The 26,997-nt window shown below is 68.0% G+C and carries 24 protein-coding genes and 1 tRNA gene; 3 read left to right on the top strand and 22 right to left on the bottom strand.

The genetic code is table 11. From position 1 onward, the window contains the following. Nucleotides 1–33: 33 nt before the first annotated feature. The 8 genes from AB0H62_RS25130 to AB0H62_RS25095 all read right to left on the bottom strand — a co-directional run bounded on the left by AB0H62_RS25130 (nt 34) and on the right by AB0H62_RS25095 (nt 8,978). Nucleotides 34–621, bottom strand: coding sequence for a hypothetical protein (locus tag AB0H62_RS25130; RefSeq protein WP_220246795.1), 588 nt, complete (start codon nt 619–621; stop codon nt 34–36). Further along, nucleotides 618–2,240 carry a substrate-binding domain-containing protein gene (locus AB0H62_RS25125; protein ID WP_360588509.1) on the bottom strand — a complete coding sequence of 541 codons (1,623 nt, stop codon included), beginning with the start codon at nt 2,238–2,240 and terminating at the stop codon, nt 618–620. Before AB0H62_RS25125 ends, AB0H62_RS25130 begins: the two co-directional genes overlap by 4 nt. Then, entirely contained in the window at nt 2,237–3,388 is a 1,152-nt protein-coding gene (locus AB0H62_RS25120) for a toxic anion resistance protein (protein ID WP_220246793.1), read from the bottom strand. Before AB0H62_RS25120 ends, AB0H62_RS25125 begins: the two co-directional genes overlap by 4 nt. Next, nucleotides 3,388–4,479 (bottom strand): hypothetical protein, encoded by a 1,092-nt coding sequence (locus AB0H62_RS25115; protein WP_360588507.1) that lies wholly within the window; start codon nt 4,477–4,479, stop codon nt 3,388–3,390. Before AB0H62_RS25115 ends, AB0H62_RS25120 begins: the two co-directional genes overlap by 1 nt. A gap of 232 nt (nt 4,480–4,711) precedes the next feature. After that, the gene (locus AB0H62_RS25110; RefSeq protein ID WP_360588505.1) at nt 4,712–6,139 is read right to left on the bottom strand and encodes an ATP-binding protein; all 1,428 of its coding nucleotides are present in this window, start codon (nt 6,137–6,139) and stop codon (nt 4,712–4,714) included. Then, nucleotides 6,136–7,788: a response regulator gene (locus AB0H62_RS25105; RefSeq protein ID WP_220246790.1), complete on the bottom strand. Its 1,653-nt coding sequence runs from the start codon at nt 7,786–7,788 to the stop codon at nt 6,136–6,138. Before AB0H62_RS25105 ends, AB0H62_RS25110 begins: the two co-directional genes overlap by 4 nt. A gap of 144 nt (nt 7,789–7,932) precedes the next feature. After that, nucleotides 7,933–8,256: a hypothetical protein gene (locus AB0H62_RS25100; protein ID WP_255638891.1), complete on the bottom strand. Its 324-nt coding sequence runs from the start codon at nt 8,254–8,256 to the stop codon at nt 7,933–7,935. Nucleotides 8,257–8,312: 56 nt separating this feature from the next. Next, nucleotides 8,313–8,978, bottom strand: coding sequence for a sigma factor-like helix-turn-helix DNA-binding protein (locus AB0H62_RS25095; protein ID WP_360588502.1), 666 nt, complete (start codon nt 8,976–8,978; stop codon nt 8,313–8,315). 78 nt (nt 8,979–9,056) lie between these two features. On the opposite strand from AB0H62_RS25095, the gene AB0H62_RS25090 reads away from it, so the two are divergent. Next, nucleotides 9,057–9,455, top strand: coding sequence for an ester cyclase (locus tag AB0H62_RS25090; protein WP_360588500.1), 399 nt, complete (start codon nt 9,057–9,059; stop codon nt 9,453–9,455). Between the two features lie 49 nt (nt 9,456–9,504). On the opposite strand, the gene AB0H62_RS25085 is transcribed toward AB0H62_RS25090, so the two are convergent. The 10 genes from AB0H62_RS25085 to AB0H62_RS25040 form a co-directional block, all read right to left on the bottom strand. Beyond that, the gene (locus AB0H62_RS25085) at nt 9,505–10,581 is read right to left on the bottom strand and encodes an ABC transporter ATP-binding protein (protein WP_360588498.1); all 1,077 of its coding nucleotides are present in this window, start codon (nt 10,579–10,581) and stop codon (nt 9,505–9,507) included. Next, nucleotides 10,578–11,348 carry an ABC transporter permease subunit gene (locus tag AB0H62_RS25080; protein WP_220246788.1) on the bottom strand — a complete coding sequence of 257 codons (771 nt, stop codon included), beginning with the start codon at nt 11,346–11,348 and terminating at the stop codon, nt 10,578–10,580. The genes AB0H62_RS25085 and AB0H62_RS25080 overlap by 4 nt, the downstream gene beginning before the upstream one ends. Then, complete coding sequence (locus tag AB0H62_RS25075; protein WP_360588496.1) at nt 11,345–12,280, bottom strand: ABC transporter permease subunit; 936 nt, start codon at nt 12,278–12,280, stop codon at nt 11,345–11,347. Before AB0H62_RS25075 ends, AB0H62_RS25080 begins: the two co-directional genes overlap by 4 nt. 1 nt (nt 12,281) lies before the next feature. Then, nucleotides 12,282–13,412 (bottom strand): ABC transporter substrate-binding protein, encoded by a 1,131-nt coding sequence (locus AB0H62_RS25070; protein WP_360588494.1) that lies wholly within the window; start codon nt 13,410–13,412, stop codon nt 12,282–12,284. A gap of 316 nt (nt 13,413–13,728) precedes the next feature. Then, nucleotides 13,729–15,984: an RICIN domain-containing protein gene (locus AB0H62_RS25065; protein WP_360588492.1), complete on the bottom strand. Its 2,256-nt coding sequence runs from the start codon at nt 15,982–15,984 to the stop codon at nt 13,729–13,731. 583 nt (nt 15,985–16,567) lie between these two features. After that, a complete protein-coding gene (locus tag AB0H62_RS25060) occupies nt 16,568–19,174 on the bottom strand; it encodes a hypothetical protein (protein WP_360588490.1) in 2,607 nt (868 codons plus the stop codon). Between the two features lie 69 nt (nt 19,175–19,243). Further along, nucleotides 19,244–19,387: a hypothetical protein gene (locus AB0H62_RS25055; RefSeq protein ID WP_360588488.1), complete on the bottom strand. Its 144-nt coding sequence runs from the start codon at nt 19,385–19,387 to the stop codon at nt 19,244–19,246. 493 nt (nt 19,388–19,880) lie between these two features. Next, nucleotides 19,881–19,953 (bottom strand) — tRNA-Ala (locus AB0H62_RS25050). 408 nt (nt 19,954–20,361) lie between these two features. Next, on the bottom strand, nt 20,362–20,703 hold the full coding sequence (locus AB0H62_RS25045) for a hypothetical protein (RefSeq protein WP_360588486.1): 342 nt from the start codon (nt 20,701–20,703) through the stop codon (nt 20,362–20,364). Between the two features lie 181 nt (nt 20,704–20,884). Then, nucleotides 20,885–21,322: a hypothetical protein gene (locus tag AB0H62_RS25040; protein WP_220246783.1), complete on the bottom strand. Its 438-nt coding sequence runs from the start codon at nt 21,320–21,322 to the stop codon at nt 20,885–20,887. A 366-nt stretch (nt 21,323–21,688) separates the two neighbouring features. Here AB0H62_RS25040 and AB0H62_RS25035 point away from each other — a divergent pair, with 366 nt between their 5' ends. Further along, nucleotides 21,689–22,627, top strand: coding sequence for a nitroreductase/quinone reductase family protein (locus AB0H62_RS25035; protein WP_360588483.1), 939 nt, complete (start codon nt 21,689–21,691; stop codon nt 22,625–22,627). Nucleotides 22,628–22,924: 297 nt separating this feature from the next. Beyond that, complete coding sequence (locus AB0H62_RS25030) at nt 22,925–24,211, top strand: MFS transporter (RefSeq protein ID WP_360588634.1); 1,287 nt, start codon at nt 22,925–22,927, stop codon at nt 24,209–24,211. A gap of 7 nt (nt 24,212–24,218) precedes the next feature. On the opposite strand, the gene AB0H62_RS25025 is transcribed toward AB0H62_RS25030, so the two are convergent. The 4 genes from AB0H62_RS25025 to AB0H62_RS25010 form a co-directional block, all read right to left on the bottom strand. Then, the gene (locus tag AB0H62_RS25025; RefSeq protein WP_360588481.1) at nt 24,219–24,860 is read right to left on the bottom strand and encodes a DUF5134 domain-containing protein; all 642 of its coding nucleotides are present in this window, start codon (nt 24,858–24,860) and stop codon (nt 24,219–24,221) included. Further along, entirely contained in the window at nt 24,857–25,744 is an 888-nt protein-coding gene (locus AB0H62_RS25020; RefSeq protein WP_360588479.1) for an alpha/beta hydrolase, read from the bottom strand. The genes AB0H62_RS25025 and AB0H62_RS25020 overlap by 4 nt, the downstream gene beginning before the upstream one ends. A 61-nt stretch (nt 25,745–25,805) precedes the next feature. Continuing rightward, nucleotides 25,806–26,216 (bottom strand): cupin domain-containing protein, encoded by a 411-nt coding sequence (locus AB0H62_RS25015; protein WP_220246780.1) that lies wholly within the window; start codon nt 26,214–26,216, stop codon nt 25,806–25,808. A 49-nt stretch (nt 26,217–26,265) separates the two neighbouring features. After that, complete coding sequence (locus AB0H62_RS25010) at nt 26,266–26,997, bottom strand: MoaF C-terminal domain-containing protein (RefSeq protein WP_360588476.1); 732 nt, start codon at nt 26,995–26,997, stop codon at nt 26,266–26,268.

The following is a 26,997-nucleotide window of genomic DNA, read 5'->3' as shown; positions in this document are numbered from 1 at the left end:
GACAACCATGCGTCGGAAATCACCGATCCGGCGTCAAGACTCTTCGCCGAGGTAGCGCGTGTGGTCCTCCTGGCGGTTCACGTCCGCCGAGTAGTACTCCGCGGCGAGCTTCTCCGCCTTGCCCCGCAGGAGGTCCAGCTGCTTCGCGAGCTCGTCTTCCGCGCTGGTGCCGTCCGCGTCACGCCGGGAGGCGAACCAGCGCGGCAAGTTCAGGTACGTCTCCACCGACATCGGCAGGTCCGTGCGCGCGAGCAGCAGCACGCGGTATTGCAGGTCCGGCGTCGAGGCGAGCCGCAGCGGGTCCTTCAGCAGGTCGGACAGCACCTCGGCGACGTGGCGCACACCGTCCACAGCGGACGGCGGCAGGCGCCCGGAGTGGCCGGCCACCGTCTGCACCAACGCCTCCAGCGACGAGCGCACCTCCGCCGCCTCCACGGTCGGGTCGACGACGAGCCGCACCTTCTCCGGCGGCGCGACGAGCGCGCCCGCCGTGTAGAGCACGGCCATGACCACGAACATCAGCCACAGCGGCCCGATCACCCCGACCGCGTACAGCACGAGGCCGATCAGGCCGCCGATGCAGCCGGCGATGTTCTTGGTGGAGCCGAACCAACGCCTCATTGGTACCCGCGAATCTCCTGGAAGACACTGGACAGCTGGGTGTTGCGGGCGTCGAAGACCTTGCCGCCGGTCAGCGTGGCGACCTGCGTCAGCTCGTCTCCGCTGCCCTCGCCGAACAGCACCGTGAACACCGGGATCTGCTTCATCGCCGCGGGCAGCGACGCGAAGGACGACTTGAAGCCGTCGAGGTTGGAGCCGCTCTCGTTCTGGCCGTCGGTCATCAGCACGATCGAGTTGAACCGGTCCGGGTCCTGTGCCACCAGCGGTTCCATCACCTGGTACGCGCGGTCGAGGCTGTCGTAGATCGCGGTGCCGCCGTCGGCCTGCAGGCCTTCGGCGAAGCTCTTGATCTTCGCCAGCTCGCCCTGCGGGTTCTGCTCGGGCACGGTGAACGTGACCGGATTGCCCGGCGCGGTGTTGAACGGCAGCATCGTCACCTCCTCGCGGCTGCGGAACTGCCGGTAGCGGCCCACGAGCGAGTTGTCCGCGCCCGTGAGGCCGGCCAGCGCCGAGCGCAGCGCCTCGATGCGGTCGCCCTGCATCGAGCCCGACGTGTCGAGCACGTACAGCGTGCGCGACGGACGGCGGATCTTGCTGAAGTAGGCCGAAAGCAGTGCGTCCACGGCCTGCTGTGTCGCCGGGAACGGCAGCTCGACCAGGTCGTGGGGCACGAACTGCGCGCCGAGCTGCACGCCTGGCACCACGGGGCGCCGCTGCGTGACCTGCATGATCCGCCGCTGCACGTCGGGCGTGCGCAGGTAGTCGGACAGCTTCTGGTGCGCGTCGCGGGCCTCGTTGTTCGCACTGGTCAGCAGAGTGAGCGGGTAGTCGGCGGTGACGACGCCGTCGCTGGGGTAGATGAGTTTCAGCGGCTGCGGCAACTTGCCGGAGGAGTTCATCGACAGCAGCACGGACTCGTAGTTGACCAGGCCGTCGACCTTCGCCCCCGGGTCCTGGCCGGTCGCGCGGCGCTGGAACGCGTCGGAGAGCCAGCCCGACGAACCGGCCGACATCACCTGCGCGCTGAAGAACTGCGTGAGCTGCGGCGTGACGGCGGTGATCTGCTGCGCGTCGATCGCCGTGCCGGAGTGAGCCAGGGCGGACGCGACGCCCACCAGCGCCGAGAAGCCGGAGTTGGACGCCGACGGGTCGGTCATCCCGTAGGTGAACTCCTTCTTGCCCGCCGCCGCGGCGATGTCGCCCCAGGTCGGCGCCTTCTTGTCCCACCCGAGCCGCTGCGCGACCGGCTGCGACAGGCCCAGCACCACCGGCGAGCTCATGATCTTCACCTGGTTGCCCAGGCGCTTGGCCGCCTCGGGAATGCCCGCGGGGTAACGGTTCGAGGAGAACCAGACGGCGTCGTACTTGCCGTCGAGGCTGCCGTTGGCGAGCGACTCGACGCCCTCCAGCGTGCCGGTGAACGTGAACTTCACCTTCACGCCCGTGGCCTTCGCAGCCTCGTCGAGCACCGGTTGCATGTCGGCGAGCTCGCTGCCCGCGAGGATGCGCAACGTGCCGGCTTCGGGCGGCCCGGCGTCGGTGCCGGAGCTCGGATCCGACGACGAACACCCCGTCACCAGCAGGGCGGCGGCGAGCGCCAGTACCGCGAGTTTCTTCACAGCTCCCCCTCGTGCGAACGGCGCAGCCGGTCCTCGGCACGCCGCAGCTCACCGGACAACGACTCCACTGTGGACGCCATGTGCATCACGGCCTCGGCCTTGAACCCGTCGATCGCGTCGAGGGCCGAGTAGATCCGGTCGAACGAGTCGCGCAGCGTGTCGACGGCGACCGCCGGGTCGCTCGACGCCTTGCGGATCTCCGCGCTCTGAGACTCCAGCAGCGCGGCGTTCGCGCGCAGCAGGCCGTCGGTGGTCGACTGCAGGGCCGCCACCTCGTCGAGCACGTCGCGCTGATTGGCCAGCGCCGCGCTCACGAGCAGGGCCACGCGCAGCGCGGAGACAGTGGTGGACACCGCCCGCTCGACGCCGCGGATCAGCTCGTCGTTGGTGCGGCGCACCAGGTCCAGCGCGAGGTAGCCCTGCGCGCTCACGGCCAGCTGCGTCAGCACGTCCTGGTGGCGCTGGCGGATCGGGTACAGGATGTCGGCGCGCAACGCGTTGGCGTGCGAGGGATCCGTGAGGTCGAAGACCCCTGCCTGCCGGTCGATCGCCCCGTCCACGGCCTCCGCGAACGCCGCCGCCTCGGCGAGCCGGCCGAGCGTGGCCCACAGCCGTTCGCGCTCGCCCTTGAGCGCCGCGTTGTCGCGCCGCAGCACGTCCTGGCGGGTACGCAGCTCGCGGACCAGTGCGTTCACGGGCTCGTTGGCGGCGCGGTAGCGGTCGAGAGCGCGCTTGGCACTCGCGGCCGCCGGAAAGATGCCCAGCAGCTTGCGGCCGGTGATCGGCAGCTTGGCCGGGTCGAGCTCCGCGACCGTGCGGCGCAGCTCGACCAAGCTTGTGGTCACCTGCTGCTGCGGCGAGCCGACGGAGCCGCGCGCGGATTCCAGCGCCTTCGTCGAACGGTCGAGCATCGTGCCCGCGACCGTGGCCGCCGCGCGCATGTCCGCTTCGCCGACGGCGAGGAGCTCGTCGAGCAGCGTGGTGAACTCGGGCGACTTGACGTCGAGCGCTTCCAGGCGCGTCGCGAACTCACCGGCGCGACGGGCGATGTCGGCCCGGGTGTCGTCACCGAGCGCGATCAGGCCGGCAGCGCGCTCCACGGGGACCGCCGCCACCGGCTCCGGCGGGGTGAGAGTGAAATCGTCCATCAGTACTGCTTCTGGATCGCGTCGAGCATCCGTTCCAGCGTCTCGAACGACGGCGGCTCGACCGTGTCCACGAGATCGGCCGGCACCGGGGCCTTGGCCGCGGCCACGACGTCGCGGAACTGCTGCGGGTTCGTGGTGCGGAAGCCGAACGTGGCGGCGAGCTTGCCCAGCTCCGGATCGGTCGAGAGCAGCTGGCCGACCTTGTCCCCGTTGGGAGAGAACGGAACCAGCGTGTGCTTCGAGTACACCGTGGGCGCCGTGTAGAGCATCCGCATGTCGGGCTGGATCGACCCGTCGTGGCGCACCAGGCGATCGACGTACTGCGACTCGTAGATCAGCGCGAGCGGCGTCTTGCCCATGCCGGCCGAGAGGTAGTCCTCGAACGGCCCCTCGGTGCTGTTCTGCGTGTACCCCTGGTCGAGGAACAGCTTCGACACCTGGGGCAGCACCTTGGCTTCCTGGTCCGGCGTCGAGACGACGTTGTTGCCGTTGGCCACGAACGACACGATCGACAGGTACATCGCCGCGGAGTTCGACTCCCGCGGGTCGGTGGTCGTCACGAGGATGTTCTTGCGCACGGGGTACGCGGTGTTGCCCGCCAACTGGTCCCAGCGCGTGCCGGCCTGTGTGAGCTGCAGGTACTTCGCGATGTCGAGCACCTGGTAGTCGCCCGCGCCCTTGTGCACGGCGCCCGCGGCGCTCAGCAGCGAGACGATCGGCTCGAACGTCGCGATCGCCATCGGCGACTGGAACGGCGTGTACACCGTGGTCACCTTGCGGTCGCGCTGGATCTTCTGCGCCGCCGGCGACGACGAGGGGAACGCGAACTCGTACTTGGCGAGGTCGACCGTGGTCGCGATCTGGCGCGAGCCGGCGGTGTCGACCTCCACCTTCAGGCCGTGCTTGGCGAACGCGTCGACCACGCGCTGGTCGGTGAAGAAGGCCTGCTTCTCCGAGCCGATCACCCCGCGCACGACGGTGAGGTCACCCCCTCCCGACGCTTCGTCGCTCCCGGACCGCCCCCACACGATCACGGCCACGACGGCGAGCACCAGAACCACAGCCAGCCCGATGGACAACCGGCGTTTCACGAACCCACCTTCCGCACGTCCCGCGACGCGTCACCTCGGATCCTTCAGCCCCCGCAACTCGTTTGACGCGCGGCACGAGGAGTTCGAAGTGAACGATCAATGAACGGACGGGGTCGATCGGGATCCGGTGAAGTCCCGGCTTTTCCTTGTGACGGAAGGGAAATGACGAACCGCCCGCGCACCGCAGCCGGTTGATCACGGCAGCGGCGCGCGGGCGGTCAGCGCAAACGGCTCAGAGCGAGGCTTGTTCCTCCACCGGCAGACAGATCTCGAACCGCGTGTCGCCCGGCACGGACGTCACCTTGATGTCACCCGAGTGCCGTTCCACGATGATGCGCCACGAGATGTCGAGGCCGAGGCCCGTGCCCTCGCCGACGCCCTTGGTGGTGAAGAACGGCTCGAAGATGCGCTGGCGCACCTCTTCCGGGATGCCGGGGCCGCTGTCGCCGATTTCGACGCGCACCTGCTTGCTCTCCTGCCACGTGCGCAGCGTCAGCGTGCCCTCGCCGCCCATGGCCTGGACGGCGTTGTCGATGATGTTGGTCCACACCTGGTTCAGCTCGGCCGCGTAGGCCGGGATGTGGTCGATGCCGCGGTCGTAGTCCTTGACGACCCGGATCTTGTCGCCGATCTTGCCTGACAGCATCACCAGCGTGGAGTCGAGTCCTTCGTGGACGTCGATCCACTGGTGCGGCGCGCGGTCCATCTGCGAGTACTGCTTGGCCGCGCCCACGAGCACCGAGATGCGCGTGGTCGAGTCCTCGATCTCGCCCATGAGGATCTCGGTCTCGAGCGCGTACGCGAGCCAGCGCAGGGCACCGTCGAGCAGGCCCTCGCCGACGGATTCCAGGACGCCGTCGAGGTTCTCGGTCTTGAGCCCGGCCGCGACGAAGATCGCGGCGAGGTCCCAGCCCTGGTCGATGTCGTGGTCGTCGAACCAGTCGCTGATCTCGTCCTCGCGGTCGGACTGCTGCATCGCCGAGAGCCGCGGCGCGTCGGCAACCGTCTTGACCAGCTGTTCCTGCACGTCGAGCAGCTGCTCCAGCAGGTCCGGATCGATGTCCTTCTTCGCCAGCAGCGCGAGCTTGTGGCGCATCCCGGCCACGCGCTCGCGCAGCGACGCCGTGGCGCGCACCGCGGCCGCGGCCGGGTTGTTGAGCTCGTGGGTGAGCCCGGCCGAGAGCTCGCCGAGCGCGAGCAGCCGGCGCCGCGACGAGATCACGGTGTCGGAGTTGCGCCAGCCGAGGTACATGCCCTCCAGCAGGTGCGCGGCCATCGGGAACCACGTGCGGAACTCCACCGCGAACTCCGCCGAAGGCAGCGCGAGCAGCGTCAAGTCCCCGACCGCCCGCACGGTGGCGCTGTAGGTGTGCTCGGTGTCCTGGTGCACGAAGAACTGCGTGGCGCCGAAGTAGGAGCCGCGCTGGTCGGAGCGCTTCACCTCGACGTCGGCGCCGCTCACCAGCCGCGACATCCGCAGCGCGCCCGAGAGCACGATGTAGAAGCAGGTGGCCGGATCGCCCTCGCGGTGCACTGCGGTGTCGCCCTCGTAGTGCTCCAGTACGGCGTGCTGTTCGATCCAGTCCAGCTGCTCGTCGGAGAGGTGCTCGAACAGGAAGAGGCCGCGGAGTTCTTCGCGCGGCAGTGCGGGCTCCTTCACTGTTCCTCCAGGTAGCGGTGGACCAGGGTGACGGCCATGGCGCCCTCGCCGACGGCGGAGGCCACGCGTTTCACCGACTGCGCCCGGACGTCGCCGGCCACGAACACGCCGGGCACGGACGACTCCAGGTGGTACGGGTCGCGGTCGAGCGGCCAGCCGGCCGGCTTGCGGCCCTCGGCGACCAGGTCGGGCCCCGTCTGGACGAACCCGTGGTGGTCGCGCTGGATCACCTCGCCCAGCCAGTCGGTGCGCGGCGCCGCGCCGATGAAGATGAACAGGTGCCCGGTCTCGACCTTCTCCGTCGTGTCGCCGTGGCACAGGGTCACGGCCTCGAGGTGGTCGGCGCCGTGGGCCTGGACGATGGTGGTGCCCGTGCGGACGGTGATGTTGTCGATGCCCGCGATCTGCTCGATGAGGTAGTGCGACATCGACTTCTCCAGCGAGTCGCCGCGCACCAGCAGGGACACCTCGCTCGCGTGCTGTGCGAAGAACACCGCCGCCTGGCCCGCGGAGTTCGCGCCGCCGACGATGTAGACGTGCTGGCCCTTGCACTCGGGCGCTTCCGTGGCGGCGGAGCCGTAGTAGACGCCGCTGCCGGTGAGCTTGCGGATGCCGTCGGCCTCGTGCGCGCGGTAGGTGACGCCGCTGGCGAGGATCACGGCGTGGGCGGCGATCTCGGAGCCGTCGCCGAAGGTGACCACGCGGCTCGACCCGCGCACCTCCAGCCCCACCACGTCGCGCGCGGTGAGCACCTCGGCGCCGAACTTCTGCGCCTGGCGCCGGGCGCGGTCGGTGAGCTGCGCGCCGGAGACGCCGTCGGGGAACCCGAGGTAGTTCTCGATGCGCGAGCTCGTGCCCGCCTGGCCGCCCGTGGCCTTGCGCTCGACGAGCACCGTGCGCAGGCCTTCCGACGCGCCGTACACGGCCGCGCCGAGGCCGGCCGGGCCGCCGCCGATCACCACGAGGTCGTAGAACTCCTGCGCCGGCCGCGTGGACAGGCCCACCGCGACGGCGATCTCGCTGCCAGTGGGCTGCTTCAGCACGGTGCCGTCGGACGTCACGACCACCGGGATGTCGGTCTCCACGGCGCCGGCGGCCTGCAAGATGCGCCCGCCTTCGTCCTCGTCCACCGAGTACCAGCGGTACGGCACGGCGTTGCGCGCGAGGAAGTCGCGCACCTTGAACGACGGCGCCGAGTAGCGGTGGCCGACCAGCTTCGTCTCGTCCACGGACTTGTCGCCGACCGCGAGCCACGTCTCCACGAGGGAGTCGATGACCGGGTACAGCTTCTCCTCCGGCGGGTCCCACGGCTTGAGCAGGTAGTGGTCGACATCGACCACGTTGATCGCCTGGATGGCCGCGTCCGTGTCGGCGTAGGCCGTCAGCAGCGCGCGGCGGGCGTTGGGGAACAGGTCCATCGCCTTCTCGAGGAAGGCGATCCCGTCCATGTGGGGCATGCGGTAGTCGGCGAGGATCGCCGCGACGGCGTCTCCGCGCAGCTTGATCTCGCGCAGGGCGTCGAGGGCGTCGGCCCCGGAGTCCGCACGGATCACGCGGTAGTCCTTGCCGTAGCGGCGACGCAGGTCACGCGCGACCGACCGCGAAACAGCGGGGTCGTCGTCGACGGTCATCAGGATCGGCTGGCTCACACCCGACAGCCTACGGCGTGGCCTCGGGCGGGGAGAACGCTCGCGCGGGCTGGACTTGCTCCAGCCGGGCCTGGACCTGGGGATCGGTGCCGGAAGTGCCCGCGGGAACGGTCCGTTCGTGCCGCTGGAGCGCAGCCGGGCAGCTCAGGCCGGGCGGCCCAGCAACGCGAACGCCCGCGCGGCCAGCTCCCTGACCCGAACCCACTCCGGTGCGGTCGCCAGAGCCTCGAACGACCACGGACCCGTCGGGCCGCTCATCTCTTCGAGGAGGCCGTCGAGCTCCGCCAGCACCGCGACGGTGTCGGCGGGCAGGATGTCCTTCAGCGCCGCGAAGTACTCGTCGAGCTCCAGCGCGAGCTCGTCGGCGTCGCGCAGTCCCTGCTTCTCGAGCAGCGCGATCTGCGCCGCGGCCGGCTGCGCCAGGTCCCCGACGGCGATGACCAGGTGCCGGAAGAAGGACTCGTTCATCCCACCGAGCGTAGGCGCCGCCGGCCCGAGGCCACGGCCGTTTTCGCGCTCCCCGGTCACTCAGCGGAGAGCAGTGCCGCGAACTGTGCCCGCAAATACCCCAGCCGATCCGGATCCGCGACCGTGCGCAGAGCCGAGATCCGCCCGTCCCGCGTTTCCACCACGGTGAGGCCCACGACCTCGCCGTCCTGGAGGAAGAGGATGCGCGGGCCGCCGTTGACCTCCATGAGCAGGAAGTCGGACACCGTGGCGAAGCGGGCGAGGGTGGCGGCGGCGTTGCGGCGGACGGCTGCGCGGCCGCGGACGTGCACGCGTTCGCCGTCGCCGAGGTCCATCCAGGTGGCGATGTCGGCGACGAGCAGGTCCTCGAGCAGTTCCAGCCGGCCCGAGCGCACGGCCGTCATGAAGCTCTCGGTGAGCCGCATCGAGCCGTCGTCGGACGTCGGGAAGCGGGTCTCGCCGGTGTCGACGCGGCGGCGGGCGCGGCTGTAGAGCTGGCGGGCGTTGGCCTCGGTGAGCTCCAGCAGCGCGGCGAGCTCCGGGTACGGGTAGTCGAATGCCGAGCGCAGAACGAAGACCGCGCGCTCCACCGGTGTCAGCGACCGCATCAGCACGAGCATCGCGAACGACACCGACTCGCGCCGCTCCACGGTCTCCAGCGGGCCCAAGGCACCGCCGCCGAAAAGCCGGCCGCGTTCGTCGGTGAAGAAGTCGGTTGTCACAAGGCGCTCCCCTGTTCAGTCCTCACTGCGCCACCGCACGAAGACCGCAACCACCACCACAGTAGAGAGGGGACCCCCGTGGCCACCACCACCCGAGAGACCGTCGAACGGTTCTACGCCGAACTGTTCAACGGCCACAACTTCGACCTGATCGACGAACTGCTCACCCCCGACGCCGTGAACCACGGCCCGTCCGACAAGTCGGCCCGCGAGGCCGTGGTCGGTGCCGGCAAGATCGTGCAAGCGTCGTTCTCCGACGCCGTGCTGCACGTGGACGACATCCTGGTCGACGGCGACAAAGCCGCCGTCCGTTGGACGATGACCGGCACCCACGACGGCGATTTCCTCGGCAACCCGTCCACTGGCAAGGCGATCCGCATGCGCGCCGCCGTCGTGTTCGGCCTGCGCGAGGGCCGCATCGCCGAGCTGTGGCCGATGCTCGACTTCCACGGCCTGCTGCAGCAGGTCGCCGCCTGACGTCGTTCCCGCCGCCGGAGGCGAACACCCTCCGGCGGCGGGAACGGCGTCAGCTCGCCAGCAGGACCGGCTGCGTCCCGAACGACACCGTGACCCCGGTGCCCGGCAGCAGTTCCGCCGCCGAAACGCTCGGGAGGTCGGCCAGCACCGACGTGCCGTCGGACAGCAGCGCGGTGACGCGGGTGACCGCGCCGCGGAAGCTGTGGTCCGTCACCACCGCACGCCCGTCCGAAGCGGCCACGAGCGTGACCGCCTCCGGGCGCACCAGCACCGTCACGGCGTCGCCGTCGGTGCACCGGCCCGGTTCGGCCAGCACGAGCCGCTCCCCCACCACGTCGACGGACGCGCCGCCGACCGCGACCACGCCCGGGAGGCGGTTCATCGTGCCCACGAACTCCGCGACGAACGCCGTCGCGGGCCTTGCGTAGAGCTCGGCCGGGCTGTCGCACTGTTCGAGGCGCCCCGACCGCATCACGCCGACGCGGTCGGCGATCGACAGCGCCTCCTCCTGGTCGTGCGTCACGAACAGCGTCGTGATGCCCACGCGCAGCTGCAGCCGGCGGATCTCGTCGCGCAGCTGCGTGCGCACGAGGGCGTCCAGCGCCGACAGGGGTTCGTCGAGCAGCAGCACGCGCGGCTCGATCGCCAGCGCGCGGGCCAGCGCCACGCGCTGCTGCTGGCCGCCCGACAACTGGTGTGGGTAACGCCTCTCCTGCGCCGACAGCCCCACGAGCTCCAGCAGCTCCTGCGCCCGCTTCTGCCGCGCCGCCGTGGCGACGCCGCGCAGCCGCAGGCCGAACGCCACGTTGTCGCGCACCGTCAGGTTCGGGAACAAGCTGTAGGCCTGGAACACCATGCCCATGTCGCGCTTGTTGGCCGGCACGCCGACCACGTCGGTGCCGTCCACCAGCACCTCGCCGGCGTCCACCGCCTCCAGGCCCGCGAGCACGCGCAACGCCGTCGTCTTGCCGCAGCCCGAAGGGCCGAGCAGCGCGACGAGCTCGCCCGGCGAGATCGTCAGGTCCAGCCCGTCGAGCGCCCGGACCTCGCCGAACTCGCGGCGCAGGCCGCGGAACTCGACGGACGCACCGGTCTTCGTCTGCGGAGTCTCCAGCACAGTTTTCACGCCACACCTCGCGAAGCCTTGCGGCGACCGGCCACAAGGGACAGGACGAACAGGAGAAGGAACGCGACCAGCAGGGACAGCAGGGAAACGGCGACGGACACGCCCGCCTCCGACTGCCCGGTGCTGACCGTCCACACGGGAAAAGTGTCCATCAGCAGGATGCTCGCCAGCGTGTACTCGCCCAGCACCAGCGCCAGGTTGAGGAACGCGGCGCCGAACACGGCCGAGCGGATGTTGGGCACGATCACGCGCAGCAGCACGGTCGGCCACGACGCGCCGAGGCTGCGCGCGGCTTCCACCAGTGTCGGCAGCGAGATCGCCGCCAGGCCCGCGTCGAGCGTGCGGTAGGTGAAGGGCAGCGCGAGGATCACGTACTCCAGCACGAGGATCACGGGCGTCCCGTTGATCACCTCCGGCGCGTCGCGAAACACCACGAGCACGCCGTTGACCAGCACGATCGGCGGAATGACCAGCGGCAGCAGGCTCACACCCTCGATGAGGCGGCGCAGCTTCGGCTTGCGAAGGTGCACCCAGCTCACCGTGGGCACCATCAGCAGCAGCGTGAGCGCCACCGTGCCGGCCGCGACCCACAGCGACGTGCCGAGCGTGGGCAGCAGGTCCGGCTCGTCGAGGATCTTGCCCCACGAGGAGAAGCTGTGCGTGTTGTTCACGTCGCGGAGACTGAACTCCACCGACGCGCCCATCGGCACGAGGAAGTACAGGCCGAACAGCGCGAGCACCGTCCAGCGCAGCGCTTTGTTCTTCACGACAGCCACCTCGAAGCGCGCTTCTGCAGGTACGCGTAGATCGCCATCACCAGTGCGACCACCACGACCATGCCGAGCCCCAGCGCCTTGCCGAGGTTCTGCTGGTCGGCCACGACGTTGCCGCTCACCAGCGAGCCGATCTGGATCGGCACGAGCGGAACGACGCCGGTGGTCAGCGCGTAGGCCGTGGCGTAGGCGGAAAACGCGTTGGCGAACAGCAGCAGCGTCGAGGCGAGGAACGGCGGCAGCAGCACCGGCACCGCGATCAGCCGGAAGTACTGCGCCCGCGTGGCCCCGAGGTTCGCCGCGGCTTCGCGCCACTGCTCGCGCATGCCCTCCAACGCCGGGGTGAAGACGATCACCATCAGCGGGATCTGGAAGTACACGTAGACGATCGCGAGGCCCGTGAACGTGAAGAGGTTGAAGCCGCCGGCGTAGATGTCGAAGCCCAGGCCCACCAGCGCCTTCGTGACGATGCCGATGCTGCCGAGCGTCGCGATGAACGCGAACGCCAGCGGCACGCCGCCGAAGTTGGCGAGCACGCCGGCGGCGCTGGAGACGACCTTGCGCAGCAGACCGTCGGGCTTCGAGCCGAGCACCGCGTTGGCCAGGATCGCGCCGAGGATCGCCCCGGCCGCGGCCGTGAGCGCCGAGAGCTCGATGCTGGTGGCGAAGGAGCGCCCGAACTGGTCGGCGAACGCCGCGGTGAGGTTGTCGGTGGTGAAGGCGCCGTCGTTGTCCTGGAATGCGCCGACGGCCACCATCACCACCGGCGCGCCGAGGAACACGCCGGTGTAGAGCAGGAACGGCAGCAGGCCGAGGTGGCCCGCCACCCACGAGAGCACGCGCCGCGCGGACCCGGGGCGCACGGGCGCGGCGGCGGGAGCGGCCGGGGCCACTCCCGCCGCCGCGGTGACGGTTTCGGCGGTCACGTCAGCCGAGCGCCTTGGCCCACTCGTCGGCCAGGACCTTCTTGGCGTCGTTGACCTGCGCGTCGGTGGGGAACTTGACGTCGCCCTCCACCTTCGGCAGGGCGGCCAGCGCGGTCTTGTCGGCGGTGCCGGCCGCTTCCATCTTCGGCAGGCGCGCCGGGCGCGAAAGGCCCTTCAGGAACAGGTTCTGGCCCTCGTCGGAGTAGAGGAACTCCTCCCACAGCCGCGCGGCGGCAGGGTGCGGGGCGGTCTTGCTGATGCCCTGGGCGTAGAAGTTGGAGTAGATGCCGTTGCTCGGGACGGTGACCTTCCAGTCGACCTTGCCCTTGAGCTTCGCGGCGTAACCGGCCTGCAGGTAGTCCCAGTCGAGCGTGATCGGGGTCTGGCCGCTCTCGATGGTGGCCGCGCTCGACTGCACCGGGATGAAGTTGCCGGACTTCTTGAGGTCGGCGAAGAACTGCACGCCCGGCTTGATGTCGGCGAACGAACCGCCGTTGGCCAGGGCCGCGGCGTAGACGCCGGCGAACGCCGCGCCCGCCTTCGTCGGGTCGCCGTTCAGCGCGACCTTGCCCTTGTACTCGGGCTTCTTGAGGTCGGCCAGCGTCTTCGGCGGGTCGGTGACCTTCGAGGCGTCGTAGCCGATGGAGATGAAGCCGCCGTAGTCGAAGAACCAGGAGCCGTCGTCGGCCTTCTGGCCCGCCGGGATGTCGTCGAACGTGGTGACCTTGTAGGGCGCCAGCAGGCCGTCGGACGCGGCCGAGAGGGCGAACGCGCTGCCGAGGTCGACCACGTCGGGCGCGCGGTCCTGGCCCTTGAGCTGCTTGACGGCGTTGATCTCGTCCTGGCTCGAGCCCTCGGGGTTGGCCTCGGTGACCTTCAGGCCGTACTTCTTCTTGAAGGCGTCGAGGATCTCGCCGTAGTTGGCCCAGTCGTGCGGCAGGGCGATCACGTTGAGCTCGCCCTCCTTCTTGGCCGCCTCGACGAGCTTGTCCATACCACCGAGGTCGGCGGCCGACTTGGCGGTGGCGGCGCCCGAGCTCTGCTCCGAGCCCGACGCGCCACCCCCGCAGGCGGTGAGCAGGAGCGTGCCGGCGGCTGCGACCGCGGCCAGGGCAGCGAAACGTCTTTTCACTTGTCCAGTCCTTTGATACCCGGGGTGTGGGAATGCCGAGCGAACAGTCCACGAAGGACACAGACGGGTCGTGAACCGGACGTGAATGGCCAGTGCCCTGCTCATGCACGCTGATCTTGCTTCGGCGCAGCGCGACGGTGCCGCTGCGGTTGGTGATCTTTGAGAACGGTGTGGTCACGAAAAAGTCGCCCAGTTTCCGGAAGTTCCGGGAACCGGGCGACTCCTGTCGATCGTTTGCGCGTTCTCACGTGGACTGGGAACCGGTGCGCGCCGAGGCCGCCACCACGGCGCGCACCGGTTGTCTGGAGCGCCTGCGCTACGGGTAGCTCACCAGGTTCACGGGCTTCGTCCCGTCGGGCGTGGTCGCGCCCGTCGTGTTGATGACGTGGGTAATCGTGCCCGCGTGGTTCAGCGACACGGTGACCATGTCGTGGAACCGCACGCCCGGGGTGTTGGGCGCCTCGTACGCGTGGGCGCTGGCAACCGACGGGTTGGTGTTGAAGAAGCAGTAGCTGCCCAGGCCCCACGCTTCGTGACTGGTCACGTTCGGGCCCACCTTGTAAGCGGAATAGCCCTGCGAGGAACCGTTCATCCACGATGCCTGGTTGGGCACGTCGTAGGGCATCTCGTTCTGGAAGAAGTACGTGCGCCCGCCGTTGCCGTTCCAGACGACCTGCGTTTTCTGGTAGTGCTCGACGAACAGGCCGTACATCGTGACGTTGTTGCCGTTGACGGTCAGCCCGTTGTCGGCGGTGTTGGTGTTCCAGCCGACGAAGCTGTTGTTCGCCGCGTGGTCGGCGCGCCAGATCCACATGTGGTCGCCGATCACGTTGTTGCTGTTCACCACCAGGCTGTTGGTCGCCTTGCCGACGGCCGGGCCGCCGATGCGGAAGAACACGTCGTGCAGCGAGGTCGGGTCGGCCGAGTGGTCGGCGGTCGAGCCGGGCGCGCCGACCTGCATGAGCGTGTTCGAGTTCGTCGTGCCGGCGTCGATGAGCAGGCCGGCGACCTTCACGCCGTTGACGTCGTCCACGTTCATCGCGGTGATGCCGTTGTCGGGCACCAGGGTCGCGATGCCGAGGCCGAGGACCACGGTGTCGGGGCGGGTCACGTGCAGGGTCTGGTTGAGGTGGTAGACACCCGGCGTGATCAGCAGGTTCTTGCCCGCCGCGAGCGCGGCGTTCATGTCGGCCGCCGAGGCGCCCGGCTTGGCGATGTAGAACTGGTCGATCGGCAGCGAAGAGCCCGGCGCGGTGCCGTTCGCCCAGCTGGTGCCGGAGGTGTTGGTGCGCAGGGCCGGCACGAAGACCTGGTACTTGCCGGCGCTGTCGATGTAGAGGAACGGCTTCTCGCGGACCACCGGCGCCTCGCCGACCGTGGTGTAGGGCGGGCTCGGGAACGTGTTCTGCGGCGCGCCGTTCACGCCGACGAAGACCATGTTCCAGTTGGAGCCGTTCCAGCTGCCGAACTGCGAGTCGCGCGAGATCCACTGCTGCTGCGAGCCCGAGCGGACCTGCCCGTCGATCTTCGAGTCGGAGATCCAGCCGCCGCTGGCCCAGCCGCCGTCGTCGAGCTGCAGGTCGCCGCGCACGTGCATGCGCCGGTAGGGCGCCGCCTGGCTTACCGCCCACCGATCGGCCCCGCCGGTCGGGTTCACCGACAGGTTCTCGGCGCCGCGCCAGAAGTTCTGCGTCGCGTTCTGCGGCGGGAACCAGTCGGCTTCCACGTGCACGGCGCCGTTGATCGTCACGGCGTCGGGGCTGAGCCCGAGGCCGAGGACCTGGGTGTAGAAGCCGACGTTCACGTCGTTGGAGTACGTGCCCGGCTTGAACATCACGGCGTAGCGTTGGCTGCCGAACTGGTTCTTCTCTTGCTGGCTGAAGATGCTGTTCAGCCTGCTCTGGATGCTCGCGGCGGACATCGACGGATCGAAGATCACGACGTTCGGGCCGAGGTCCGGGTCCTCGCTCGGAGGAGTCGTAGTACCACCCACGGGAGTTATTGTGAACGATTGCGCACTGGTGTTATTACAGGTGTACTGCTGAAGCTGAACGCTGTCTGCGATAGAGGCGCTCGGCACGTCGAGACACTTGCCACTGTTGCGGTTCACGAAGTGGTACGCACCACTCGCTTCCTGCACCGGCTGCCACTGCTGGTTGACGCCGTTCGAGTAGGACCAGAGCTGCACCAGTCCACCGTCGGCCTTCGAGACGTCCGTGATGTCCCAGGACTGGGCCGCGTTGAGCTGCGTGTTCACGCGGACGTAGCCGTCGGTGGTGGGCTGGAACTGCCAGGTTTGGGAGGCGGTTTGGTTACAGCTGTACTGCTGGACCACCGTGCCGTTGGCGCTGGCGGCGGATTTCGCGTCTACGCACTTGCCGCTGTTCACGGACTGCACCGTGAACCACTGATCGGGCGCGATGGCTTGGGCTTGGGCCGGGCTTGGGGCCTGCGCTTGGGCTTGGGCTTGGGGCTGGGCTTGGGCTGCCGGCTCCGCCTGCGACACCCCCGCGTACCCACTCACCAGCGCCAACGCGGACAGCACCACCGTGCCCACTCTCCGCAATCCCATCGGAACCTCCTCCACCGCACCGCGGCGTTCGACGAGCAGGAAACGGCAAGGCTCATGCCCAGACATGAAGACGCGGCGTAGCGGGCGGGGACCTCGGCGTCACAACCGGGTGAAAATGTAACGGCGCCCACACGGGGAGTCAATACAGAGCTAAAAATAAGTCATGAAGAGGTTCTTGAGCTGGGCGTCCTCGGGGCGGGGTCCCGGACTTCATCAGGCAGCTCTTGCGCCAACGACAGTGCGGCCTCTCCGCGATGATCTCCGCAGAGGTGATGATGAGCAGCTGATTCCGTCGAACCAGGGCCGGCGCAGGTGGTGCATCGACCCACCGATGCAGAAAACCCTGAAGGACGAGCGGCCACGTACGTTCTCGGCACCTCTCAGCGATGGATCGCGTCGCGGCCGGCTTCGAAGCTGCCCAGCGCCGCCCCGATCGGGCGGTGACCGTCACAACGAAGATCTCGTCCTCGCTGCACCTGGCCGCCTTCAGCTCGTCATGTGCCTACTGGTTCGGGAGAGCGTGCTGCCGATACTGAGCATGCGGCCCCGCTCCCTGGCGGGAGCGGGGCCGCCGGTCACGCGGTTAGTTGACGTACACCGAGTAGCCGATGCCACCCGACCTGGTGCCGTCGGCCGTGTTGCCCCACACGGTGACCGAGTAGATGCCTCGGTCCGGTGGGGTCCACGTCATCGTCCCCGCACCCGAACTGTCCGCCGGCACCGTGAACTCCTCTGTCACGGCACCCCGGTCGTTCCGGACGTAGTAGGTGTACGAGACGATGCCCGGCATACCCGGCGTGAAGGTGAACGTCCCCGGCACACCAGGACCGCCCGACCACTCGCTTTCCGAGTATTCCTTGGACGACACGTACGGCGCGCTCGAGATGCTGAACCCGTACGTGTTCTCCTGCGAGGAGACCTTGTCGGCCGTCACCGTACGCACCCGCAGGTTGTGGGAGGCCCAGCCTTCCGGTGGCAGCGGGGGAGTCCATGCCAGCACGGAGCGCCCGTTCTGAGCGGCCACCTGCTGGAACGGACCCCAGTCGAACGAGTACTCGAACGCCACCGCATCCGGCTGGCGGGCTTCCAACGTGAAGGTGCCGGGGAACACCCGCCCGTTTGCCTGGAACTCCTTCGAGGTCACCGTTGGATCGTTCGTCACTGTCCACGTGATGTTGTCCGTTGACGACCACACGCCCGCCGTGTTCCTCGTGCGTACCAACATCTCGTAGTCGCCGATCCTTGGTGGGGTGTAGCTCACCGTCGCGGTGTTCCCGCTGACCGGCACGGTCCACCTGGTCGCCGGGTCCGCCGTCAGCCAGTACTCGAACTCCACGGCGTTCGGCATCGGGGTGGTGAACGTGAACGTGGCGGCTCTGCCCTCCGTCGCGATGTCGCCCTCGTGGCCGATCGTCGGTCGCCAGGTGTTGAGCGACAACCGTTTCTCCGTCACCGGGGACAGCCCGCCGGACGCGTCGCGGGCCTGGACCCGCAGCAGGTTCTGGTCAGCCGAGGTGAACTCGACCGGCAGCGTGGCGGTTCCGCCGGCGTTCGCCTTGACCGTCCACTTCGTACCCTCGGCACTCGCGAACCAGTAGTCGTACTCGACGACGTGCGGCATTCTCGGGGTTGCGGTGTACGTGGCCGAGGTGCCCAGGTCGACGTTCTCGGGCCCGCTCACCACCGGTGACGCATCGACGAGGAACCGGTACTCCCGATCCGGCGACCTCACGCCCGAGGTGTCGGTGCTGTGCACGAACAGCACGTGATCACCACCGGTGGCCGGCGTGATCGTCACCTCGGCGACGCCGTCCTGGCCGGCCGTGACCGTGGCGGACGCGCCGTCGTCCAGCCGGTAGTCGTACGCCACGACGTTCGGCATCGCCGGCGCGAACCGGAACACGCCCGGCACGCCGATACCGCCGTCCGGGCCGCCCTGCGGCGGGTAGCGGTCGGACGTGACCGTCGGCCGCGTCTCCTTGACGAGGAATGAGTAGTAGGTGCTGAGCGAGAGGTTGCCCGCCCGGTCCCACGCCCGCACGAGCACCGACTGCCAGCCGTTGGCCGTTGGCGTGAAGCTGACGGTGGCCGTACCGTCGGGGCCTGCGGCGATCTCACGCGTGTTCGCGCCGAAGTTGTAGTCGTACCGCGCGACGTCGGTGGAACCGTTGGGGGAGAATGTGAACTCGCCCGCCACACCGACCCCGCCGCCCTCGGCGTCCGCAGGGTACGTCGCGGAGACGACGGCAGGCGCGTTCGGATCCGTGCGGTCGACGGTGAACCGGCACGGGCCCACCGTGGACGACTTCGCACCCCAGCTGTCCTGTGCGTACACCTCCCACGCGTAGGTGCCGTCGGCGAGGTCCGAGGTGTCCGGGTACGCCGCGGCGGGGTTGCCCGACCCGGCACCCGTGTGCCGTTGCGACGGGTCCGCCACCGGCCACCATGTGAACTGCCCGGACGTGAAGTCGCCGTCCGGATCGGATACCTGTGCGCTCAGCTCCAGCTGGCGGCTCACCAGTGCTCCGGTGCCGTCCTTGGCACAGGGTTCGTCGTTGGTGCGGAGGTCGGTCGGCGGCGCGGGCGGCGCGTTGTTGACCACCCGCAGCGTTGCCGGGGCCTCGATCAGCCGATAGAACGCCGGGTCCGCCTCGTGGGATTCGGCGACGCGGAAGCCCAGCGTGAGGTGACGGTCCTTGTGGTCGACCGCGTCCCGCACCGCAGTGGTGACGTCGAACGTGGCGTCGTTGTCGATGCAGGTGCCGTCGGCGCCCCTGGAGGCTACCCGTGTCCGCTCCGCCGGGCGGTTCTGCCAGGTCGACTGCTTAGTGTAGGCGGAGGTCCGCCACACCTCGGTGGCGCGGCTGTCGCAGTCGACGTAGTGCGTCTCGCCGGCCGAAAGCAGCACCGTCGTGAACGGCACACCTCGCAACGAGCTCAGGTCGAAACTCACGTACGAGCGTTGGAGGTGCGGTGTGTTGTCCCAGGTGCCGATCGGCAAGTTGCCGGATGGCTTGAAATTGGCGGTGGTCGGTGTCGCTGAGTCGACGTAACCCCAGGACGTCGCGGACAGCGTCACCTCGGAACGCTGTTGACCAGTGGTTTCCGCTGCCGCCATCGCGCCATCGGTGCCGGTGAGCGCGATGGTGAGCGCGACGGCGAGCAACGTCAGTGATCTTCGTAAGGTCATGCTGGCCCTCCCCTGTTGCATGCATGCAGGACGTACACGCCTGAAGAGGAGGATTGGTTGCCCTATGGTTCAGCCCGCTCGCAGGCGCTTCACTGGCGGGAGAAGGAAGGCGTAGACCACCCCCGCCGTCGCCGCCCCGGCCAGAGCCGGGACGCTCGGCGCGACCGCGCCGAGCGTCCCGGGATCGCGCACGAACTCGCGGAAGAACGACACAGCTCGGTGCCTGGCTTTCAGAGCACTTTCACTTTGTTCGATCTCATTCTCACAGGTTAGGTTCACGCACTTGACGAGGACGGAATTGTTACGGAATCCGCCCGCCGGATTCGTTCAGTGTTCGTCAAGTGTCCAGTCTGTTCGGCGTCGGCTCGACGATGATGTTCGGATATACCGCGCTTCAATGAATTGATAGTCTGGAACGGCGGTGGTGGGCGGTGACTACGCCTCCGCCCACGCCGCCGATGCCTGCGCCGGGCGAGTTTTTGGTGGTGATCCCCCTCTTCGCTGGTGTGGGGGTCGGGCGCCAGCCAGACCCCGGAGCGGCGAGGACACCGCGCCGACGCCGGGCTGAGGCTGGGGTAGTGCTCCAGTTCTGCCCCAGCAGGGGCACAGGATGTCGCCGCAAGCTGATCAGCGAAGATCGAGCCCGCAACGTAGAAAACCCCTCCGACCAGCCGAAACGACTTGATCGAAGGGGTTCATTACGATGTGGAGCTAAGGGGATTCGAACCCCTGACCCCCTCACTGCCAGTGAGGTGCGCTACCAGCTGCGCCATAGCCCCGAAGCGAAGGTGAACTCCGCATCTCGTGTGAACAAAGACTACACCCCGCCATGGTGCTCCTTCACCGGGGGGTCCGCCAAGGTCTGAAGCCCCCAAAACCCCAGGTCGGACCACCCTTCGGTGACCCGCTGACGGTCCATCCGACTGGCCGAAGGTCGGCGTGAACACGGCCCCACCGCCAGTACCGCGTCACCGCGCCTCACCGGGCTGCCACGGTACGTGACACCACAGCCACCCAGCGCCCAACTGCCGGCGAGGCCACCTCGAGCACCGGCACCACTCCGCCAAGCCCGCGCATCCCCCACGACCGAGACCTCGTCGCCCTCGTCGCCGAGCCCACTCGACCGTCCGGCTGCACGATCGTGAAGCTCATCCTCGGTCCGCAAACCTCAAACCGATAATTCCGACTCACAGTATCCAGGCAAAGTGCATGATGTCACCAAGCGCATCTTCAGCAGTGCCGCCAAGAACAGGGTCACCCAACAGATCCTTGAGGACGATGATCAGCCGACCGCTGACAAGCCCATGCAACCGCCCGAGGTGACCCACGCAAATCACCGCCAGAGAACGCAGCTGAGGATCATTCCCCTCTCTCAGTTGACCCAAGAGCAGATCCTCTACCCACTCGCGGTCCGGTTCGTTGTACGTCAGCGACAGAAGCGCCCGCGTCGACCGAGAGAGATCGCCACTCGCGATGGCCTCCAGCATCTCTGCCCGCCACGCCTGGTCCACCTCTGCGCCATCGTCCACGGCAGAACGATATCCCCCACCCCGACAGCACACCACGGGATTTCCTTCGCAGGCAGCGGTGGCCCACGGGCTCACGTCAGCCCCAAACCTCCACCGAACTACCCTGCTCACCGCTAACTATGATCTCCCTTATGCCGGCACGCACCAGCAGCCCGCACGGGCGATCCGCTTACAGTTTAACCTAATTTTCAAACCGTTGATCCGCGCATTGAGCGACGTTCATTAATCCAGCTTCGTCAAAGTCGATAAATACCCGCGCCCCCGAAATCCGCCACCAGTACTCGCCGGAAACAAATGGCTCACACTTCGACAGCTCTTCTCCTGAAACTCTGGCGTTGTCCATAAGTTCCTTGAGGGTGAAGTTATCCACCCTGGACGGAGCCCCCGACGGGCCGGGAAGGATTATGTCACCACCGGACGGCTCAATCGCGAGATACCAAAGAATTCCGCCTTCCGAAAACCCCAATTGAAGATCCCCAAAGGCGTATATGGCCGGGAGCGGCCCCGTAACCGCGTCGGGATCTCCAACCACATCCAGCACTGCAGCCAGCATGATTCCTGGCTTGAAGTTGTCGAGCTGACCGCTTCTGAAGAAATTCAGAACTTGAACCCGATTCAACGTCGCCAGCCAAAGTGGAGTGGATCATTCATCGACATACCCTCCATTCAAGCCGCCGATCCAATCCCCAATAACGTGTCTTCGCTAATGGAGAAGGATACCACCGGACGGCCACCCTCCTTGTGAACGTGGAATGAGGGCTGAGGTGACTTGCCGCGCTAAGGGTCCTGTGTTAAATTCGTGGCGAGCCCCGTATGGGCCTATGCATGGAGGTAGCGGCTAACCAGCCACAGAGACCGGAACTCCGTCTCTAGCAGTTCGTCAATCCCCCTGTCGGGATTGCTGCGCCATGCCCAGGCTTGCGGGGTATTTTCGTGTCTGATTCTGTGCCGCGACGTCCTTCCGGAAACCGCCGAAAGGAAATACGTGAAACCCAGCAATGGCCAAGCAGAAGACTGGTCCGGCTTCGATGTGAGCGCCTTCCAGCGCCAGGTCATCGCCGAGTTCAGGGCGAACAACGGCAAGATGACCGGCATGTTCGAGGGCTGGGCGCTGGCCGTGCTGACCACGATCGGCGCCAAGACGGGTCAGCCGCGCGAGGCCATCCTCGGGCACCTGGAGATCGACGGCAACGGCGTGGTCGTCGCGTCGGCCGGTGATGCGGACCACAACCCCGCCTGGTACCACAACATTCGCAAGAACCCGATCGTCACGGTCGAGACCGGCGAGGACACCTACAAGGCGATCGCCGCCATCCCCCAGGGTGCAGCGCACGACAAGCTGTTCGAGCAGGTCGTGGCCGAGGCACCCGGGTACGGTGACTACCAGGCCAAGACGCCCCGGCAGATCCCAGTGATCGTGTTGCACCGCATCGAAGCCGCACCCGGGGAAGAGCGAGTGAAGGGCATGGGCGACTGGATCGTCGAGGTCCACGACTGGCTGCGCGGCGAGCTGCGGACGCTGCGCGAGCAGGTGGACAAGGTCGAGGAGGGGGCCGCGGCCACGATAACCCGGCCGGAGCCGGACATCGGCCAGCAGATGCGCATCCACTGCCTGAGCTTCTGCGCCGCGCTGCGCCGGCACCCCGTCCGCGAGGACGTCGCGGTGTTCCCGCCGATCGCCGAGCAGTTCCCGGCCCTCGCGCCCGCCGTCGCGCAACTGGCCGAGCAACACAAGGTCGTGGCGGAGCTGCAGGACTCGATCCAGACGCTCGTCGAGGGCTTTATGCCCGGTGAGTCGGATCCCGTCGAGCTGCGGGCCGAGCTGGAACGTCTCTCGGGTGAGCTGGAGTCCCACTTCGACTTCGAGGAGCAGGCCGTGGTGACCGCGCTCAATGCCACGGCCCCGGCACCTCAGTACGGCTGAGTCGAACGATCACCGGACGGCAACTCGCCGCGTTCGCGCGAATTCCCTAATTCTCTTAACCCGTCCGGTTAAACGGTAGCCGCCTGCACTGGGGATCGAATCCATCGGGCAACTTCCAAGCTGGTTACTGACAGCGTTCGTTGTGCTACCGTCGCCGGAAATGGTCCAGAATTTGATTGCGCCGAGCGTCTGGCCCGCCGTCGGCTTCGTCGGGAACGAGAAAGGTTAGATGTGTCTGTGTCAAGGACGACTGGCGTACTCGGTGATCGTGTCCTCGCCAAAGTGGCGTTGCGGATCATGCCGTTCCTGGCCCTGCTGTACTTCGTCAACTACCTGGACCGGGTGAACATCGGCTTCGCCGGTCCGAACGGGATGAACAAAGCCCTCGGCTTGACGTCCACGGCGTTCGGCTTCGTCTCGGGCATCTTCTTCCTCGGCTATCTCATCCTCGAGGTGCCGAGCAACCTCGCGTTGCACCGGTTCGGCGCCCGGCGCTGGTTGGCCCGGATCATGATCACCTGGGGTGTCCTCGCGACGATGCTGGCGTTCGTGCCCAACGCGACCACGCTGATCATCCTGCGGTTCCTGCTCGGCGTGGCCGAGGCTGGCTTCTTCCCCGGCATCATCCTGTACCTCACCTATTGGTTCCCGGCCGCGCAGCGGGCGAAGGCCGTGGCGCTGTTCATGGTTGCCGTGCCGGTCTCGTCCGCCATCGGGTCCACCGTGTCGAGTCTTCTGATCGTCGGCGGCCACGGGGTGTTCGGCCTGGACGGCTGGCGGTTCATGTTCCTGGTCGAGGGTATTCCGGCGGTCCTGCTGGCCTTCGCGACCTGGTTCTGGCTCACCGACAAGCCGGAACAGGCGAAGTGGCTCAACGCGGACGAGCGGCAGTGGCTCATCACCGCACTCGAAACGGAACGGAAGGCGACCGCCGCCGAGCACCACTGGCCGCTGAAGAAGGCGCTCACCCACCCGCGGATACTCGCGCTGGCGTTCGTGTACTTCGCCGTCGCCTACGGGTTGTACGCGCTCGGCTTCTTCCTGCCGACGATCATCGCCGGGTTCGGCGCGGAGTTCGACACGAAGCTGACCGTGGTCCAGTCCGGGCTGGTCAACGCGATCCCGTACGTGATCGGCGCCCTGGTGATGGTGTTCTGGGCGCGCCACGGCGACCGCACCGGAGAGCGCAAGTGGCACGTGGCGCTGCCCATGCTGGTCGGCGGGGCCGCCATCCCGATCGCGCTGTACCTCGGCAACCCCTACGCCGCGATGGTCGCCGTGACGATCTGCGCCGTCGGCGTGTGCTGCGCGCTGCCGACGTTCTGGGCGCTGCCCTCGAACTTCCTCGCCGGAGCTGCCGCGGCGGGAGGGATCGCACTGATCAACTCCCTGGGCAACATCTCCGGCTTCGCGGCGCCGTACATCACCGGCTGGCTGCGCGACCTGACCGGCACCCAGCGCACGGGTCTGTGGGTCGTCGGCGCCTGCATGGTCGCCGGCGCCATCGTCACCATCGCGCTGGGCGCCCGGCCACGGATGTCCGCGGTGCGGGAACGGAACACCAGGTCCGCACGGGAGTCGTAGCCGGCGGCTACATCATCGCGGCGAACATGGTGGCCATACCGGCGGCCATCAGTGCCTGTGTGGCGATGGCGAGCTGGGCTCGGCCCGAGGCCAGCGGCTTGGTGCGGCGGCGCGCGAGGAGCTCCGAGAGCCACCAAGCGCCGGCAACGGTGGAACCGATGGTGAGCAGCCAGTTGAGTCCCGTGATCAACGGGGATGTGCCGGCGGTGTCTGACGTGGTGTCCACAATGGGCATGTGCGTGCCGGACATGTGCATGCCGGGCATCGAAGCACCGTGATGACCACCGACGGCGGCGACCTCGACCGGAGCCGGTAGCAGGCCGTCGGTCATCACCGCGTACATCCAGGCCATCGCGAGCATCATCAGAGCGTGATAAGCGTCGGCCCGCCGATGTTCCGCGGTCCGCACAGCGCCGGCGACGAACCAGACAGCCGCCGACACGAAGAGCAGCAAGGGAATCGTCGTCGGGAGGTCGGCACCGCGCGGCCACGCCATCACGGCCATCGCGAGAGCCATGAGCGCGTGCAAGGAATGTCCGACGACGCCCCGCCGAGCGAGGCGACCGACGGCGATTCCGTGCACGCGCTCAGCCACGCACAGGGCGAAGAGCGCGGTGACGACCCACCGAAGAACAAGATCGTGGATCATCGGGATAGCGCACGAGTGACATGCGCGGTGATCAGCTCGTACATCCGGCGGATCGTCTTCGTGTCGTCCGTCATGATGTCGTAGCCGTGGTCCACATCGGACACCTCGACGTACTCGGCAAGCGCGCCGGCGACCTCGAGTTTGTCCGCGTACTGCTTGGCCTCGTTACGCAGCCGATCGTATTCCGCGACGATGACCAGGGCCGGAGCGATGCCCGCGATGCCGTCGGCGTTGTCGCCCCAGGCTGGTGAAACGTAGCGGTGGCGGCGGCCAACGCGGTCGGGCACGTAGGCGGTGTCGAAGACCTCGCAGAGCCACGGCTGGAGCACCGCTTTCGAACCCAGCGGGGTCGGCTTCCGGGAGGGCGGTGTGACGATGTCGAGCGGTGGGTAGTGCAGGATCTGCAACGAGATGGTGGGGCCGCCCTTTTCCAGCGCCACCCGCGATACGGCCGCGGACAGGTTGCCGCCCGCGCTCTGGCCGCCGACGCACAGGCGGGTGCCGTCCCAGTCTCGCTCGGGTTCCGAGGCCCAGCGGACCACGTCGTAGAACTGTTCGACAGGCGTGGGAAAGCGCGTCTTCGGAGCCAGTGCGTAGTCGGTGTTGAGCACGACGACACCAGCGTGCGCGGCCAGAAAACGACACCAGGCGTCGTCCTGTTCCCGGTGCCCCACGACGAAGCCGCCGCCGTGGGCGTTGACGTACACGCCGGGGACGCCGGCCTCGGACGGCGGGAAGTACAGCGTCGCGGCGACCGGACCGTGGCGAGTTTCGACGCTGATGTCGGTGGTGCGGACAGTGATTTCAGGGAACCGAGGTTCGCCGGCGGGGTGGATCGCCGAGTTGATCTTGGCGGCGAACCTGCGGGCGACGATGTCGGCCACCGGCCGTCGCGACAATACTGACATGAATCCTCGTCTCGTTTCGATCCGGTCGCGGCGACGGTCAGCCCTGGTGCTGCCGGGCGCTCGGGTGGCGCAGGTGGTCGCGAGCCACGATCTCTTCCGGCTCCAGCATCGTGATCATCTCCACGCCGGGAGCGCAGATGCACACGGCGACGAACCGCGCCCAGGAGTCCGGGTCCGGGTTCGCGACCTGGTAGTGCACGACGTCGCCGCCGGGCTCCCAGAACGCCTCGCCCGCAACGATTTCCCGGGGCTCCTCACCTTCCAGCTCGAAGAAGATCTTGCCTTCCGTCACGTAACCGAACACCGGTCCGGAGTGGCGGTGCGGCGCGAGGCCCGGGTCGGCCGGCGGGAGTTCGACGAGCTGCGTCATCGCGTGCGAACCCTCCGGAATCGCGGGCGGAGTGGCGTGGAGGAGATCGGTGACCTTGACGTTTCCCTTGGCCAGCATGGCTCTTTCCTTTCGTAGAGGGCGAGCGCGAGGTGCGCTCCGTCCGGTTTCAGGCGGTGGTTGCGGTGTGGCCCAGCAGTTCGCCGACTGCGCCGAAGGTGGATTGCGTCGGCCGTTCACCGGTCCGGTCCAGCCCGAAGACGGCTCCGTACGAACGCAGGGCCGCGAGGTCGCGGTGATCGGCAATGGTGACCGAGGCGGAGGGGGCCGCCGTTTCCCGCGCGGCGAAGACGTAGATTTCGGGCCGTAGTTCATAAGTCGTGCAATCGTCGGTGCCGGCGCGCCCGGCCGCGGGGCCGGCGAGGCAGCGCCACGCGTACGAGCTCGGTTCGAGGTGGACGTGCTCGTAGCGGCTTCCGTCGCCGTAGGTCCACCGCACTCGCCGGCCCAGGAGCGCGGCCGTGGGTGCCGGTTCGGCTCCGCTCGTCGCCAGTCCCTCGATGCGGCCCGGCAGAAAGGTGTGCTGCACCCTGGTCCGGTCCTCGGCCGGATCCCCGATCGTGCTCACGACCGCCAGGCTGCGTCCGTGTTCGAAGTCGAGAACGAGGCTCACGGCCGCGTTGGGCACGTCTCGGCTGTGGTGGAACTGCGTGTACACCAACCCTTCCGCGATGTCGAAGGCCTCGTAGTCGTCCCGCCCGGACACCATCGGGTGCGGGTCGCCGGGTCCGGGCTCGTAGCTCCAGTCGACGATCGTTGCGCCGAACCGGTGCGACACGCGACTGCCGTGCGAGTTCGTGAACACGATCTCGCGGCCGGCCACAGTGGAATCTCTGGTCAT

The organism is Amycolatopsis sp. NPDC050768 (genome assembly GCF_040654155.1).
Classification (GTDB): domain Bacteria; phylum Actinomycetota; class Actinomycetes; order Mycobacteriales; family Pseudonocardiaceae; genus Amycolatopsis.
Note: the sequence above shows the minus strand (reverse complement) of the source record. Positions and strands in the feature narration are given on the sequence as shown.